A 14,838-nucleotide genomic window follows, 5' to 3' on the forward strand; every position below is an offset into this window, starting at 1 on the left:
TCATTCCCCCTTGGAGAGTAGACACCCATGCGACCCTCCCCCGTCATCTCCGCCATCGGCACGGGCGCCCTGGCCTTCGGCCTCGCCCTGTCCATGGCACCGGGAGCCCTCGCGGCGACCGCCCCCCTGCCCCAGGCTCCCGTCGCGGACGACGACGCCGCCACGATGTTCGAGGCTCTCGGACGCGACCTCGACCTCACCCCCTCCGAGGCCGAGACCCTCCTGGAAGCCCAGGAGGCCGCACTGGAGATCGACGCCGAGGCCACCGAGGCCGCCGGTGCCGCCTACGGCGGATCCACCTTCGACATCGACACCCTCACCCTCACCGTCCTGGTGACCGACGCCGCGGCGGTCGAAGCGGTCGAGGCCGCCGGCGCCGAGGCGAGCGTGGTCTCCTACGGCACCGAGGGCCTGGCCGAGGTCGTCGACGACCTCAACGCGGTCGGCGTCCCCGAGGGCGTCGTCAGCTGGTACCCGGACGTCGAGGGCGACACGGTCGTGATCGAGGTCCTGGAGGGTGCCGGCGCCGACGTCGACGCCCTGATCGCCGAGGCGGGCGTGGACTCCTCCGTCATCCAGGTCGAGCAGACCACCGAGACCCCCCAGACCTACGCCGACATCATCGGCGGCCTCGCCTACACCATGGGCGGACGCTGCTCGGTCGGCTTCGCCGCGACCAACAGCGCCGGCCAGGGCGGCTTCGTCACCGCCGGCCACTGCGGCACCGTCGGCACCGCGGTGAGCATCGGCAACGGCCGCGGCACCTTCCAGAACTCGGTCTTCCCGGGCAACGACGCCGCGTTCGTGCGGGGCACCTCCAACTTCACCCTGACCAACCTGGTCTCCCGCTACAACACCGGCGGCTACCAGTCCGTCACCGGCACCAGCCAGGCCGCGGTCGGCTCGGCCATCTGCCGCTCCGGCTCCACCACCGGTTGGTACTGCGGCACCATCCAGGCCCGCAACCAGACCGTGAGCTACCCGCAGGGCACCGTCGTCGCGCTCACCCGCACCAACGTGTGCGCCGAGCCCGGCGACTCCGGCGGCTCGTTCATCTCCGGTTCGCAGGCCCAGGGCGTCACCTCCGGTGGCTCCGGCAACTGCTCCGTCGGCGGCACCACCTTCTACCAGGAGGTCCTGCCGATGGTGAACTCGTGGGGCGTCAGCATCCGCACCAGCTGACCCCTCCCACCACCCCGACCGTCCCCGTCCGCGTCAGCGGGCGGGGACGCCCACGTGTCCGGGATCCGCGGCGGTGGCCTTCCTCGACACCACCACCGCCGCGGACCGCCCCCTGCCGCACCGCGACGGCCCGCCGGGGCGGGGACCGTCAGACGGCCCGGTGGGCGATGCGCCCGTCCAGCACCGTCATCCAGGCGTTCACCTCGCGCAGACGCTGCTCCGGAAACGACTCGACGTCCCGGTCCAGCACCACCAGGTCGGCCAGGTAGCCGGGGCGCAGAGCCCCCAGGCGGTCCTCCACACCGACCGCGTGCGCGGCGTCCAGGGTGTGGGCGCGCAGCGCCTCGTGCAGGGTGACGGCCTGCTCGACACCGATCGGGTCCCCCTCGCGGGTCGTGCGGCACACCGCGTTGGCCACGGTGTCCATCGGGCGCAGGCTGGACACGAACGAGTCGCTGGACAGCACCGGGCGCAGCCCGAGGTCGATCTCCTCGCGCATCGGCTGGAGCCGGTGCGCCCTCTCCCCGAGACGGCGCACGAAGTCACCGCCGCTGTCGTGCAGGAAGTTGGGCTGGTTGACGGGGATGACCCCGTAGTCGGTGAAGCGCTTGGCCTGCTCCGGGGTCGGGTAGCCGCAGTGCTCCACGCGCGGGCGCGGGTCGGGGCCGGACACGCGCGCGGCCGAGGCGATGGCGGCCAGCGTGTTCTCCATGGCCGCGTCGCCCTGGGTGTGGATGGCCACCTGCCAGCCCTCGCGCGCCGCCCGCGTGACCAGGTCGACCAGCTGGTCCGGGTGGTGGTAGAGGCTGCCCGCGAACTCGCCGTGCTCGCCGTAGGGGACGCTGAACTTGGCGGTGCCGCCCAGCAGGGTCCCGTCGGAGTAGAACTTCATGCCGGTCAGGCGCAGCCAGTCGTCACCGAAGGGGCTGGCCAGGCCCGCGTGGGTGAGCGAGTCCAACTGGTGGGAGAGCGGCATGCCGAACGTGCGCAGCGGCAGGGTCCCGGCGGCGCGCGCGGCCCGGTAGACGCGCAGTTCGCGCGCCGACACCTGCGGGTCGCACACGGTGGTGACCCCCGCCGACAGGTAGGGGCCGGCGGCGGCGGAGAGCCAGCCCAGCAGCTGTTCGGCCGGAAGATCGGTGTGGAAGTTGGGACCGTGGCAGCCGATGTCGACGGCCAGGGGCAGCAGCAGCTCCATGGCCGAGTCCAGGACCATCCCGGTCAGGCGCCCGCCCTCGTCGCGCACGAAGGAGCCGCCCGACGGGTCGGGGACGTCCTCACCGATTCCGCTCCAGGCCAGCGCGGCGGAGTTCACCACCGCCTGGTGACCCGACACGTGGTAGACGATGACCGGGTGCTCGCTGGTGGCGTTGTCCAGGTCGCGGCGGGTGGGACGGCCCCCGGGGTACTTGGCGTCGTCCATGTGGAAGGCGCGGATCCACTGCCCGGCCGGGGTCCGCTCGGCCTCGGCCCCGATGACCGCGACGAGGTCCGCCGCGCTGCCCACCCGCGGGTACCCGGCGTCGACGGCGGCCAGGGACTCGGCGGTGGACAACAGGTGGTTGTGCGGGTCGATGAACCCGGGCAGGACGGTCCTCCCGCCCGCGTCCACCTCGGTCGCCCCCGGTCCTGCGGCGGCTCGGGCGGCCTCGACGCTCCCGGCGAGGCGGACCCTGCCCTCGCGCACGGCCACGGCGCTGGCCCTCGGGTTGGTGTCGTCCATGGTCAGGACGTTGGCGTTGTGGATGAGCAGACCGGACACGGGTGCGGTTCCTCCCTGGTGGGGTGCCACCGGGCGGGAGGGCCCGGCGGCGGTGCGTGGATGCCGCCGCGCCGCGGCTGGCGACGCGGCGGCGGTTCTGTGGTCGGCCGGGTCAGGCGGCCCGGACGAGGTCGTCGTCCTCGTGGCGGGGCGCCTTGAGCAGGCAGAGGATGCTCACCACGGCCATGGCCATGAGCAGCCCGGCGACGGGCAGGATGCTGCCGGTCACGGCGAACAGGGCCGTGCACACGATCGGCGAGAGTCCGCCGAAGATGGCGCCCGCGACCTGGTAGGCGATGGAGATGCTGGTGTAGCGGGCGCGGGGCGGGAACATCTGCGCGAGGACGCGGGCGATGGGGCCGTAGACGGCGGCCATGGCCAGGCGCATGACGCACAGCATCACGAAGATCAGGAGGGTGCTGCCGGTGTCCATGACGAGGAACTGCGGCAGGGCCAGGACGATGACCCCCACCAGGCCGATGGTGACGACCCGGACGGTGCCGAAGCGGTCACCCAGCCAGGACACCCCGAGGGTGGCGACGAGTTCGACGAACGCGGCCAGGGACAGGCCGTTGAGGATGACCTGTTCGCTGACACCGACCTCGACGCCGTAGGCCTGGAGGAACGTGGTGACGACGTAGTAGCCGCCGACGGCCACGGGCAGGACGCCGATGCCCAGCAGCAGGGGCCGCCACGAGGTGCGCACGGCCTCGCGCAGCGGCAGCTCCGCGGGACGCCCGTCGTTCTCCTGGACGGCCTCGAAGACCGGGGACTCCTCGACCTTCAGACGGATGAACAGGCCCACCAGCACCAGCAGGATCGAGGCGAGGAAGGGCAGACGCCAGCCCCACGTGTACAGCAGGTCGGCGTCCCAGGCGGCGATGAGCCCGAACGAGCCGGTGGCCAGCAGGGCGCCGGCGGGGTTGCCGAGCTGGGCGAAGGAGCCGTAGAACGTCTTGCGGTTCTCCGGGGCGTGCTCGACCGCCATCAGGACGGCGCCGCCCCACTCCCCGCCCACGGCGATGCCCTGCACGAAGCGCAGCAGCACCAGGAGCAGCGGGGCGATGAACCCGGCCTGCTCGAAGGTGGGCAGCAGACCCACGCAGAACGTGGCCACACCCATCATCAGCAGGGTGATGACCAGCGCGGACTTGCGGCCGAGCCGGTCGCCGAAGTGACCGAAGACGATCCCGCCGAGCGGGCGTGCGAAGAAGCCGACCGAGAAGGTGGCGAAGGAGGCCATCAGCCCGACCATGGGGTCGGTGCCGGGCGGGAAGAACAGGGTGCCGAACACCAGGCTCGCGGCCGTGGCGTAGACGTAGAAGTCGAACCACTCGATGGTGGTGCCCACGAAGGCCGCTAGCGCCGCACGCGCCGGGTGCGAGGACGTGGGGGCGGTCCGGTCTGACATGTGTACTCCGTTGCGCGTTCGGTGCGTCCCGGCCGCACCCTTGGGAGGGGTGTCGCCGCTGGCCACAGCCGGTTCGGATGATGTTGTGACCGTAGACACCCGGCGGCCGTCCGGGTCGGGACGGTTCGCACTCCACGCGCTGTTACAAATGTGCGAGGTGCACACAACCCCTTCCCGGAGGTGGGATCCCGTGACGATCACGGTCGGCGACATCACCGCGGATCCCCGTCTGGAGGTGCGGGCCGCCGCCGGCCATGCCGGCCTGGACCGGTCCATCCGGTGGGCGCACGTGACCGAGCTGCACGACCCCGTGCGGTGGCTCCGCGGCGGCGAACTGGTGCTGACGGTCGGGCTGGGACTGGGCTCCGACGAGGAGTCGCGCCGGGCCTACGTCCGCCGGCTGCACGGCGCCGGATGCGCGGGCCTGGCGTTCGCGATCGACGTCTGGCTGCGCGAGATCCCGCCCGAGGTGCTGGAGGAGGGCGACGCCCTCGGGCTTCCCGTCCTGCGGGTGGAGGGGGAGACCCCGTTCATCGCGGTGGTGGAGACGGTCGCCGACCACTACGCGGCCGAGCGGACGCGTGAACAGCACCGGCTGCTGACCGCTCAGGACGCGATGGCGCGCGCCTCCCTGCGGTCGGGGCCCGCCGGGGTGATGGGCGAGCTGTCCTCGGCGACGGCGGGGGCGTCCCTGCTGCTGGACCGGAACGGGATGACCAGCGCCGCGGTACCGGACGCTGAACCGCCGTGGCACTCGACGGTGCGCTCCGCGCTGGCGGGGCGACCGCGCGGGATGACGCTGCTGGCCGACGGCGACGCGACGGTCCTGCTCCAGACGCTGGGCCCGGCCGGACAGACACTGGGCTGGTTGGCGCTCCACTGCCCGTCCCCGGTGACACCCCACGTGCGCATGCTCGCCAACCACGCGGCGTCGCTGTTGGCGGTGGACCTCCTGCACTCGCGCGACGCACGGAGGGCTCTGTACCGCGAACGCGCACCGCTGCTCCGCGCCGCTGTGACACGACGCCCCCAGATACCGCTGACCCTGCCGGCGCCGCCGTGGGAGGTGCTGTGCCTGCGCTCCCCCGACCCGGGCGCGCTCCTGGACCATGCGGCGGATGCCCTGGTCGACGTGCTGGGCGACACCGACGTGGCCCGCCGGGTCGGACTGGCCGCACTGGACGACGTACTGCTGGCGGTACTGCCCGCGAGCAGCCGACCGCACACCGGGGAGCGGCTGTTCTCGGTCCTGACCGCGGGGGCGGGCGGCCCCTCCGCCGCGGGCGCCTGCGGGGCGCGGGGCCCGGACGACCTCCCCTCGGCCGTGGACCGGGCACGCCACGCCGCCGTCGACGGGTACCGGCACGTGGACGAGACCGACGCGTGGGCCCTGTTGAGGTCATCGGTCCCGACAGCCGGGGCGCGGGTCTTCGACCAGGCGGTCCTGGGACCGTTGCGCGACCACGACGCGCGCAACGCGACGGAGCTGGCGCACACACTGCGCCACTACCTGGACAACAGCGCCCAGGTGGAGGCGACCGCCCGGGACCTGGGCGTGCACCGCAACACCCTGCGCTCCCGGCTGCGCATCGCCGAGCGGGTCATGGGCCGGTCCCTGGACGATCCCCGTGCCCGGCTGGAGCTGTGGACCGCGCTGAGCCTGGAGCCCATGCCCTGTTTCGACGGCACCTGGCACACCTGACCGGGGGCCGCATCCCCGCGTGCGCGGGGATCACGGGAAGGGCGGCCTCCTCCCGTGTGTCATGGGCGGTCCATCCCCGCGTGCGCGGGGCCCGCATGCGCCGACTCGGTCCATGGGCGAGGGGGCGCCGCTCCGCCCCCGCCGGTGCGGGGCCCACCGTTCGCGACCCGCCAGGACGCGAGCGGCCGCCTCACCGATCGCCCGGTCCCGCCCTCCGTCCAGACGGGGGCGGGACCGCGGGGTCCCGCCCGCCGACGGGGTCTCACTTGCGGCGGGTGAGCACCGCCACCAGGTCCGCCGCGGTGTCCGAGGCGTCCAACAGTGCGCCCACGTGCTCCCTGGTCCCGCGGCGGGGCTCCAGGGTGGGAACCCGCTGGAGCGAGTCGTAGCCGGGAAGATCGAATATCACCGAGTCCCACGAGGCAGCGGCGACCTCGTCCGCGTACTTGGACAGGCAGCGGCCCCGGAAGTACGCACGGGTGTCCTCCGGCGGCTCGGTGACCGCGCGGCTCACCGCGGTCTCCTCCACCAGTCGCTGCATGCGCCCGCGGGCCACCAACCGGTTGTAGATGCCCTTGTCCGCGCGCACGTCCGAGTACTGCAGGTCCACCAGCTGGAGGCGGGGGTGCCCCCACTCCAGGCCGTCCCGTGACCGGTACCCCTCCAGCACCTTCAGCTTGGCGACCCAGTCCAGCTCCGTCGCCAGGCTCATCGGGTCCGAGCCGAGCCTGCTCAGGACCGACTCCCAACGGTCCAGGATGTCGGCGGTGTCCGGGTCGACGTCGGTGCCGAAGCGGTCCTCCACGTACTTGCGCGCCTGGTCCAGGTACTCCGTCTGCAACTCCAGCGCGGTCATCCTGCGCCCGTCGCGCAGCTTCACCCTGTGGGTGAGCCCGGGATCGTGCGAGACCGCGCGCAGGTCCGACACCGGTTTCTCCAGGGACAGGTCCACGCTCAGGAACCCGTCCTCGATCATCGACAGCACCAGCGCGGTCGTCCCCAGCTTGAGGTAGGTGGAGATCTCGCTCATGTTGGCGTCGCCGATGATGACGTGCAACCGCCGGTACCGGTCGGGGTCGGCGTGCGGCTCGTCCCTGGTGTTGATGATGGGGCGCTTCAGGGTGGTCTCCAGACCGACCTCGACCTCGAAGAAGTCGGCGCGCTGGGAGATCTGGAACCCGCTGCCCTGACCGTCGGAACCGATGCCGACCTTGCCCGAGCCGCACACCACCTGCCGGGAGACGAAGAAGGGGATGAGGTGCCGGACGATGTCGCCGAACGGCGTCGACCGGTTCATCAGGTAGTTCTCGTGGCACCCGTAGGAGGCACCCTTGTTGTCGGTGTTGTTCTTGTACAGCTGGATGGGTTCGATGCCGGGGGTGGTCCCCGCCCGCGCGGCGGCGTCCGCCATGACGCGCTCCCCCGCCTTGTCCCACAGCACCGCGTCGAGGGGGTTGGTGACCTCCGGAGCGGAGTACTCGGGGTGGGCGTGGTCCACGTACAGGCGGGCGCCGTTGGTGAGGATGACGTTGGCCAGCCCCAGGTCCTCGTCGGTGAGCTGCGTGGGGTCCGCGACCTCACGCGCGAGGTCGAAGCCGCGCGCGTCGCGCAGCGGGTTCTCCTCCTCGAAGTCCCAGCGGGCGCGTCGCGCCCGAGCCGCCGAGGCCGCCAGATAGGCGTTGACCACCTGGGTGGAGGTGACCATCGCGTTGGCCCCGGGGTTGCCTGGCACGGAAATCCCGTACTCGGTCTCGATACCCATAATCCGCCGCACACTCATGGTGAGAGGTTATCCACCAGGGCCCACTCTTGAACGCTTCCGCGCCAATCGTGGCCCAAGCGCCGTCTTCCCGGGCGTTTCGCCACGGACCATGGCACCGTTGTCATCGCAGGTCGCAACGTCTTTACCGACCACCGAGGGGGCAAATCGGCGGCGTTTCCCCGTCCGTTCTTTTTTCTCCAACGGGAGAGAACCGGGCGGAACCGGACACTGACCTCCGGCCCCGCCCCCGCCTTTCCTCCTTCTCCGCGGACGGAGGGTCAGGCCCGGGCCACCGGACCTCGGGGAGCGTCCCGCAGGGCGTTGCTGACCAGCTTCAGATAACCCTTCAGGAAGCTCCCGAGAGCGGCCCCGGACAGGGGCAACGGCCTGGTCGAACCCTTGACGAACTGGGTCGGCTGCCGGCCCGACACCCACGACGCCCGTGCGGCACACGGGCGCCGCACCCGCTCGTAGCGGCGCAGCGCCGCGGCGGCGTCGTCCCCCCGGGCCGCGTCCAGCGCGGCGCACAGCACCAGGGCGCCCTCCAGGGCCTGGTTCGCGCCCTGGGCGGTGGAGGGAGGGAAGGAGTGCACGGCGTCCCCCAGCAGGGTGACGCGCCCCGCGCCCCAGACCCTGGGGACCCGTGTCCGCATGTGGGGGAAGAGGCTGACGTCGGCGTCCCGCACGTGGGAGAGCACGGTGCGCACGTCGGAGTCGCTCCAGGAGCCGAAACGCTCCCTGAGGACCTCGGCGGGGTGCGACGGCTCCGGGTCGTCCGGGGTCCAGGGGAGGTCGAACCACCACTGCACCTGCCCGCCACCCGCCGGAATGATGCCGCAGGTTCCCTCCGCTCCGCTCAGCCAGCGTGACGTCCTGCTCCCTGCCAGCTCGATCGGCAGCGGGGCCAGCCCCTGCCAGCTGGCGTAACCGCACGGCCTGGGCGCGTCCCCGGGCCACAGCCCGGCACGCACCGCCGAGCGCAGGCCGTCCGCGCCGACCACCACGTCCGCGCCCGCCGTGGATCCGTCCTCGAACAGCGCCGTCGCACGCCCCGGCTCCGTCCGCGCCCCGGTGCACGCCGGACCGAAGGAGACGACACCGTCGGGAAGCTCCGACATCAGGCGCTCCAGCAGCTCCCTGCGGGGCAGGCACAGGTTCGGCCAGCCGAGGTCCTCGGAGACGGCCCGCAGGTCCAACCGGTAGAGCTCGGCACCCGTGGGCGTGGAGCCGACGACGGTGTCGGTGGGACGGCCCAGACCGACCGGGTCGATGCCCAGACCGCCCAGGGCCGCGGTTCCGTTCGACCACAACGACAGTGCGGCCCCGCCGGTGCGGAGCCGCTCCCCCCGCTCGAACACCCGCACCCTGTGGCCCCGGCGCACCAGCCCGACGGCCGCCGCGAGACCCCCGACCCCGGCACCGATGATGACGACGTCCATGGCTCCCTCTTCCCTGGTGGTGTCCGTCTCCTGCCCTCACGCTAGGGGCGGCGCCGGGGAGGCCCTCAGGGGGTCCGGTTCGGGCGCGGACCGCACCTCCGGGGAGCACCGGACACGCGAGACACGTTCTCACCTGCGATATCGGCACCCGTGCGTCGGCACCCCCGAGGCCGGGTGCGCGCGGTCCGCACCCCCAGGGGCGGCACACGGGCCCGTTCCCGGACGGCGCGGAGCGGGCGGTGGGGCGGCCGTGCCCCGGCTGCGCGCCTGTTCCGGGGGCAGGTCCCCGAGTGCGGCGAGTTCCTGGCCGCTTCCGGCCAGAGCACTGCGAGGGGCTCTCCCCTCGTGTCGCGCCCCCGCAGCACAGAACGCTAGAATGTGACTCACGGTGATGGACCCAATGCTCCAAGTGGTGTGACCGTGACCGCGTCACGCGCCGCGCCCCTACCGCGGCCGGGCTCCGGAGGCCACGGCGCCACGCCGCGGCCGCACCGATCGCCGCGGGACCCACGTGCCACGCCCCGCACCGGGTCGCAGCTCCGGCAGCGCCCTGACCGGAGCCCGGGGTGCCGTGGGCGCCCACCGCCCTCCGCAGGACCACGAAACCCTCGCCTCACCGTGATCCCGACCCCCGTGCCGTACCGCGCCCGCCCCGCCCGGCGGGCGCCCGAAGCAGCCTGGAGCAGTGCCCGCCGTGTCCCTCTTCGAAGCGCTCATCCTCGGCCTGGTGCAGGGCCTGACCGAGTTCCTCCCCGTCTCCTCCAGCGGGCACCTGCGCGTGATGTCGGCGTTCTTCGGCTGGCCCGACCCCGGAGCCGCCTTCACCGCCGTCAGCCAGCTCGGCACCGAACTGGCGGTCCTGATCTACTTCCGACAGCGGATCTGGGCCATCCTCTCCACCTGGTCCAGGTCGCTGTTCGACCGTGGCCTCCGCGGCGACATCCACGCACGCCTGGGCTGGTACGTCATCCTCGGCACGCTCCCCATCGTGGTCCTGGGCCTGCTCCTGGAGGAGCAGATCGACAGCGTCTTCCGCGACCTGCGCCTGATCGCCCTGACCCTCATCGTCTTCGGCGTGATCCTCGGCATCGTCGACCGGTACACGCGCAAGTACCGCGAGATCGAGGACCTCAACGCGACCCGCGGCCTGACCTTCGGCCTCTTCCAGGCGCTCTCGCTGATCCCCGGCGTGTCCCGCTCCGGCGGCACCGTCACCGGCGGGATGCTGCTCGGTTTCACGCGCAGGGACGCCGCCGAGTACTCGTTCCTGCTCGCGCTGCCCGCCGTGTTCGGCTCCGGCCTGTACAAGCTGACCGACATCGGCGACGGCGAGTACGCCGGATGGGGCGCCACGATCGTGGGAACGCTCGTCGCCGGGGTGGTCGGGTTCGTGGTGATCGCCTGGCTGATGCGCTTCATCTCCACGCACAGCTTCATGCCGTTCGTGTACTACAGGGTGGGCCTGGGCATCCTCATCCTGGCCCTGGTGAGCTGGGGAGTGCTCGACCCCGAGGGCGGCGCCGGGTCCCAGACCGCGAGGAACGAGGTCGTCGCGGTGGAGGAGACGCCGGAGGAGGAGCCCGACCCCGCCTCCGCGCCGTCCGCGGAGCCCTCCGCCGAACCCGCCCCCGCGGTGACCGTGGACCCGGTGACGGGCTGGGAGGTCGACCCCGGGGTGGGCCTGCCCCGCAATCCGCAGAGCGGGCTCTACCACGACCCCGACCTGGGCATGGACGTGGACTACGACCCCGAGACGGGCCTGGCCACCGACCCGATGACCGGCCGGACCTACGACCCCCTCGCGGACGGCTGAGTCCGTCCCCCGACGGGCGCGGGACGCCCCGCCGCCCCAGCTCCGCTACCGGTGCTCCGCGGTGGGGGTCTCCGACCGCTCCTCCACCAGGACTCGGAGGGGGCCTCGGGCGGCCGCCCGGCGAACCGGCGCGCACGGACGTCCGGGTCCGAGCCCGCAGCCGACTGCCGGACGCGTCACAGCTTCCTCTGCTCTTCGGTGATCCCCTCCGCCCCCTCCCAGTACTGGATGCAACCCTCATCCGTGTAGAAGTCCGAGAAGTCCATGTTGGAGACGGACAGGTTGTTCTCGATCGCCTGGATCGCCCCGGGCGCCGCACGGAAGGACAGACCGGGGTCGTCTGCGAGGTCCACCACCAGCAGCGGGAGCCGGGGGTCGCCCAGGGCCTCGGCGTCGGCGACCATCAGGAAGGCGTGCTCGTAGTCCCGGGGAACCAGGGACAGAAGCTGCTCCGTGCTGGCCCCCGCGTACCGGGGGTCGTCGAGCACGTCCACGTAGGCGTGGAAGAACTCGGCGTCCTCTTCCTTCTCATGGAAGGATCCGTCCGGCACCGGGGCCCGCACCGCCGCCACCAGGGACTCCCAGGCGTCGTCATCGGTGTAGTCGGTGCGCACGATCAGCGCGTCCTCGGTGCGGGGCAGCAGGTCCAGGCCCGGGCTCGGGGCCTCGTACCGGGGCGGGCGGGCCGAGAGCTCCAGCGCGGCCCCGGCGACGGGGTCGGGCCCCAGGCAGGAGAAGGTCTCGTACCTGGCGAGCGTCTCCACGAGCACCTGCAGCAGCAGGTGGGTCATGGCCGCGCCACGCGGTCCCAGCCGGAAGGAGGGCCGCTCGTCCCGCCCCCCGTCCTCGGAGACGGGAAGGGCCAGCAGGGGACGCAGGCGCGCGTCGGCCATGGTCTGCGCGTCGGCGATCAGAATCAGGTTGGGGGACCACGTTCCGGCGCCGCCGAGGGCGGAGCGGACCTGGTCGGGGCCGGCGCCCTCCCAGGCGGGGTCGTCCACCACGACCAGGTGTTTGGGGTTCTTCTCCAGGATCGCGGCCTCCGCCTCGCTCACCGGGTCCGGCCCGGGAGGGTACGCACCGGGCAGGTCCCCCAGGCGGGAGCGCACGTCGTTCCACGCGGCGTCGTCGCCGTAGTGGGTGCGCACGACCAGGAGTCCGGGCACGGGCGTTCCCTCGGTGGCCGAGGGCAGGGGCAGGGCGGGAACCATCAGGGGTCACCTCACGGGAGGGGGCGATAACTCCTCGTTTGTAGCAAGGCGGGCGGACAATCGGACCGACCGCGTGTCGGGCCGTCTCCCCCACTCCCCTGAACTGCACGGTCGACCGGATTCGCGCCCATGCGCCGGGCACGACGCCCGCGCGTGGTGGGCAGCCGTGTGCCGGCTCGGCCGACCACGCGTGGCCGGCCCTCCTGGACCCGCGGGAACCGTCCCGCGGGTGAGTCGGAGTCCCACGGCGACCCCTGCCAAGAGCATGAGTTGGCATGCAGAGGGCAATGGGGCGTGTCGGCCGACTTCCCCGGCACAGGATCTCCCTTCCCATCGGTCGTTGAAGCGGAAACAAGCATACGAAAGGGCGGTCCCGTGTCGATCCCTTCCACCTCCTCGCCGGTCAGCGATTCCGCCGCGAGAATTCTCGAACTGGTGACGTCCGGGTGGATCGCGTCCGCGGTCAACGCCGCCGCCGAACTCGGCGTCGCCGACGCGATGTCCGAGGCCCCGATGTCCGTGGAAGAGATCGCCGAACGGGTGGGCGCCGACGCCGAGGCCCTCCACCGGCTGCTGCGCGCCTGCGCCGACCTGGGGATCGTGGAGGAGCTGCCGGGACGGAACTTCTCCCTCACCGGGCTCGGGACGGCCCTGCGCGGGGACGCCCCCGACTCCATGAGGAACTACGCCCGCTGGATGGCCGGACCGGACGAGGGGTCCACGATGGCCCACCTGGCCGAGGCCGTGCGCACGGGCGGGCCGGTGTGGGAGGCCGTCCACGGGGCACCGGTCTGGGAGCACATGCGCGCGAACCCCGGGAGCGCGTCGAGCTACAACCTGGGCATGACCGACCTGTCCGCGCAGCTCACACGCAGCCTGGTGAAGGAGTACGACTTCCGCGACCGCGACCTCCTGGTGGACGTCGGAGGCGGCCGGGGACAGCTCCTCGCCCTGCTGCTGTCGGCCCATCCCCACCTGCGCGGCGTCCTCCACGACCAGCCCGAGGTGGTCGCCCGGACCGAACCCCTGCTCGCGCGACCGGGGATCGCCGAACGCTGCCGGGTCGAGGGCGGGGACTTCTTCTCCTCCGTCCCTTCCGGAGGCGACACGTACCTGCTGGCCCAGGTGATCCACAACTGGGGCGACGACGACGCGGAACGGATCATCACGAACTGCAGGCGGTCCATGGAGCCCCGGGGGCGCGTCCTGCTCGCGGAAATGGTGGTACCCGAAGGCCCCGAACCCTCGCGGACGGCCAAGTTCATGAACCTCAGCATGCTCGCGCACTGCGGCGGGAAGCAGCGGACCCGGACCGAGTTCGCCGCACTGTTCGAGCGTTCCGGCCTCCGCCTGAACCGCATCGTGCCGGGAAGCGGGGTGAGTGTCGTCGAGGGCGTGCTCGCCTAGGCACTGCTCCGGGAGCGGAGGCGGAGCGGGGTCCGCCCCGGCTGCCACCCGGCACGGCCAGTCCGCGTATCCGACCCGGCCGGGAGCCGTCCGAACAGGACCTGCTCAGAACATGTCCCGAACCGACGAGAACGCTCCCGCCACACCACCGCCGACGGCACCGACCAGGAGACGAGGCAGGACCATGCACGAGCGCGACGAACACGAGGACGGCCACCGGGCCGTGCCGACCCGGGACGCCCTCGGCGGCGACGCGACCGCGCCGGCCGCCGGGGAGGGGGCTTTCGCCGCGTCCCCGGCCGACATCGTCGACCAGAGCGTCGAACTGACGGAGGAGGCGCGGGCCGAGGACCGGCGGAGCTTCGACGCGCTCGGCCGCACCTGGGACCTGCTGCCCGGGGTCTTCTCGCCCGCCCTGACCTCCAGCACCGAGTTCTACACCCGCTGCCTCCCCTTCCCCCGCGCGGGGAGCTTCCTGGAGATCGGCTGCGGCGCGGGGGTGACCTCGGTCCAGGCCGCCCTCTCCGGGTGCGCCGAGGTGACCGCCGTCGACATCGGCCCCGCCGCCGTCGAGAACACGACCCTCAACGCCCGGCGCCACGGAGCCCCTCAGGTGCGGGCCCTGGTCGGCGACGTGTTCGACGCCGTCCCCGTCGGCGGGTACGACCTCGTCTTCTGGGCCATCCCCTACGTCGCCCTGCCCGAGGACGACGAGTACCCCAGCGACCTGAGCCGGTCGGTCTTCGACATCGGCTACCAGTGCTGTCTCGCCTACCTGGCCGGCGCGCGCTCGGTCCTGGCCCCCGGCGGACGGCTCTTCCTGGGGTTCGGCGACATGGGCTACCGAGCCGAGATGGAGGCCATCGCGACCGCCCACGGGTGGCGCCCGGAACTGGTGGCGGCGGGCCGCGCCGCACCCGACACCCACATCGAGCACCAGATGTTCGAGCTGCACGACACCGCCCGCCTCACCCTGACGGAAGGCGCACGGGGCGGGGCCCACGGCGGTGGGCCGCGCGCCTGAGGCGCCAGCCGCCCCGTGCCCGGCACCGCCCCCGGCCGGTCGCAGGGGTCACGCACCATCCGCACGGGCGATCCCGCGTCGCGGACCTCGTGGTGATGCGGTACCGACAGGACGAACGCCGGGCA

The 14,838-nt window shown here is 72.7% G+C and carries 10 protein-coding genes; 5 read left to right on the plus strand and 5 right to left on the minus strand.

The features are described 5' to 3' along the window. Positions 1 to 27: 27 nt before the first annotated feature. Complete coding sequence (locus Q8791_RS26370) at positions 28 to 1,182, plus strand: S1 family peptidase (protein WP_330094512.1); 1,155 nt, start codon at positions 28 to 30, stop codon at positions 1,180 to 1,182. Positions 1,183 to 1,330: 148 nt separating this feature from the next. Here the strand turns inward: Q8791_RS26370 and Q8791_RS26375 are convergent, their stop codons facing one another. Together Q8791_RS26375 and Q8791_RS26380 are read right to left on the minus strand one after the other, a co-directional pair. After that, positions 1,331 to 2,944 carry an amidohydrolase gene (locus tag Q8791_RS26375; protein ID WP_330094513.1) on the minus strand — a complete coding sequence of 538 codons (1,614 nt, stop codon included), beginning with the start codon at positions 2,942 to 2,944 and terminating at the stop codon, positions 1,331 to 1,333. Positions 2,945 to 3,056: 112 nt separating this feature from the next. Then, positions 3,057 to 4,355, minus strand: coding sequence for an MFS transporter (locus Q8791_RS26380; protein WP_330094514.1), 1,299 nt, complete (start codon positions 4,353 to 4,355; stop codon positions 3,057 to 3,059). A gap of 190 nt (positions 4,356 to 4,545) precedes the next feature. Here Q8791_RS26380 and Q8791_RS26385 point away from each other — a divergent pair, with 190 nt between their 5' ends. Next, positions 4,546 to 6,057, plus strand: coding sequence for a PucR family transcriptional regulator (locus Q8791_RS26385; protein WP_330094515.1), 1,512 nt, complete (start codon positions 4,546 to 4,548; stop codon positions 6,055 to 6,057). Between the two features lie 262 nt (positions 6,058 to 6,319). On the opposite strand, the gene dop is transcribed toward Q8791_RS26385, so the two are convergent. Both dop and Q8791_RS26395 read right to left on the minus strand, forming a co-directional pair. Continuing rightward, positions 6,320 to 7,837 (minus strand): depupylase/deamidase Dop, encoded by a 1,518-nt coding sequence (gene dop / locus Q8791_RS26390; RefSeq protein WP_407942060.1) that lies wholly within the window; start codon positions 7,835 to 7,837, stop codon positions 6,320 to 6,322. Positions 7,838 to 8,097: 260 nt separating this feature from the next. Next, positions 8,098 to 9,258, minus strand: a complete 1,161-nt coding sequence (locus tag Q8791_RS26395; RefSeq protein WP_330094516.1) for an FAD-dependent oxidoreductase — start codon at positions 9,256 to 9,258, stop codon at positions 8,098 to 8,100. A 694-nt stretch (positions 9,259 to 9,952) separates the two neighbouring features. Between Q8791_RS26395 and Q8791_RS26400 the strand changes: the two genes are divergently transcribed. Further along, complete coding sequence (locus tag Q8791_RS26400) at positions 9,953 to 11,071, plus strand: undecaprenyl-diphosphate phosphatase (RefSeq protein WP_330094517.1); 1,119 nt, start codon at positions 9,953 to 9,955, stop codon at positions 11,069 to 11,071. Positions 11,072 to 11,247: 176 nt separating this feature from the next. Here the strand turns inward: Q8791_RS26400 and Q8791_RS26405 are convergent, their stop codons facing one another. Beyond that, entirely contained in the window at positions 11,248 to 12,282 is a 1,035-nt protein-coding gene (locus Q8791_RS26405; RefSeq protein WP_330094518.1) for a DUF6924 domain-containing protein, read from the minus strand. 375 nt (positions 12,283 to 12,657) lie between these two features. Between Q8791_RS26405 and Q8791_RS26410 the strand changes: the two genes are divergently transcribed. Beyond that, positions 12,658 to 13,689 (plus strand): methyltransferase, encoded by a 1,032-nt coding sequence (locus Q8791_RS26410; RefSeq protein ID WP_330094519.1) that lies wholly within the window; start codon positions 12,658 to 12,660, stop codon positions 13,687 to 13,689. Between the two features lie 184 nt (positions 13,690 to 13,873). Beyond that, the gene (locus tag Q8791_RS26415; RefSeq protein ID WP_330094520.1) at positions 13,874 to 14,713 is read left to right on the plus strand and encodes a methyltransferase; all 840 of its coding nucleotides are present in this window, start codon (positions 13,874 to 13,876) and stop codon (positions 14,711 to 14,713) included. Positions 14,714 to 14,838 lie beyond the last annotated feature (125 nt).

Origin of the sequence: Nocardiopsis codii, assembly GCF_036327455.1 — a bacterium.
GTDB classification, from domain to species: domain Bacteria; phylum Actinomycetota; class Actinomycetes; order Streptosporangiales; family Streptosporangiaceae; genus Nocardiopsis; species Nocardiopsis codii.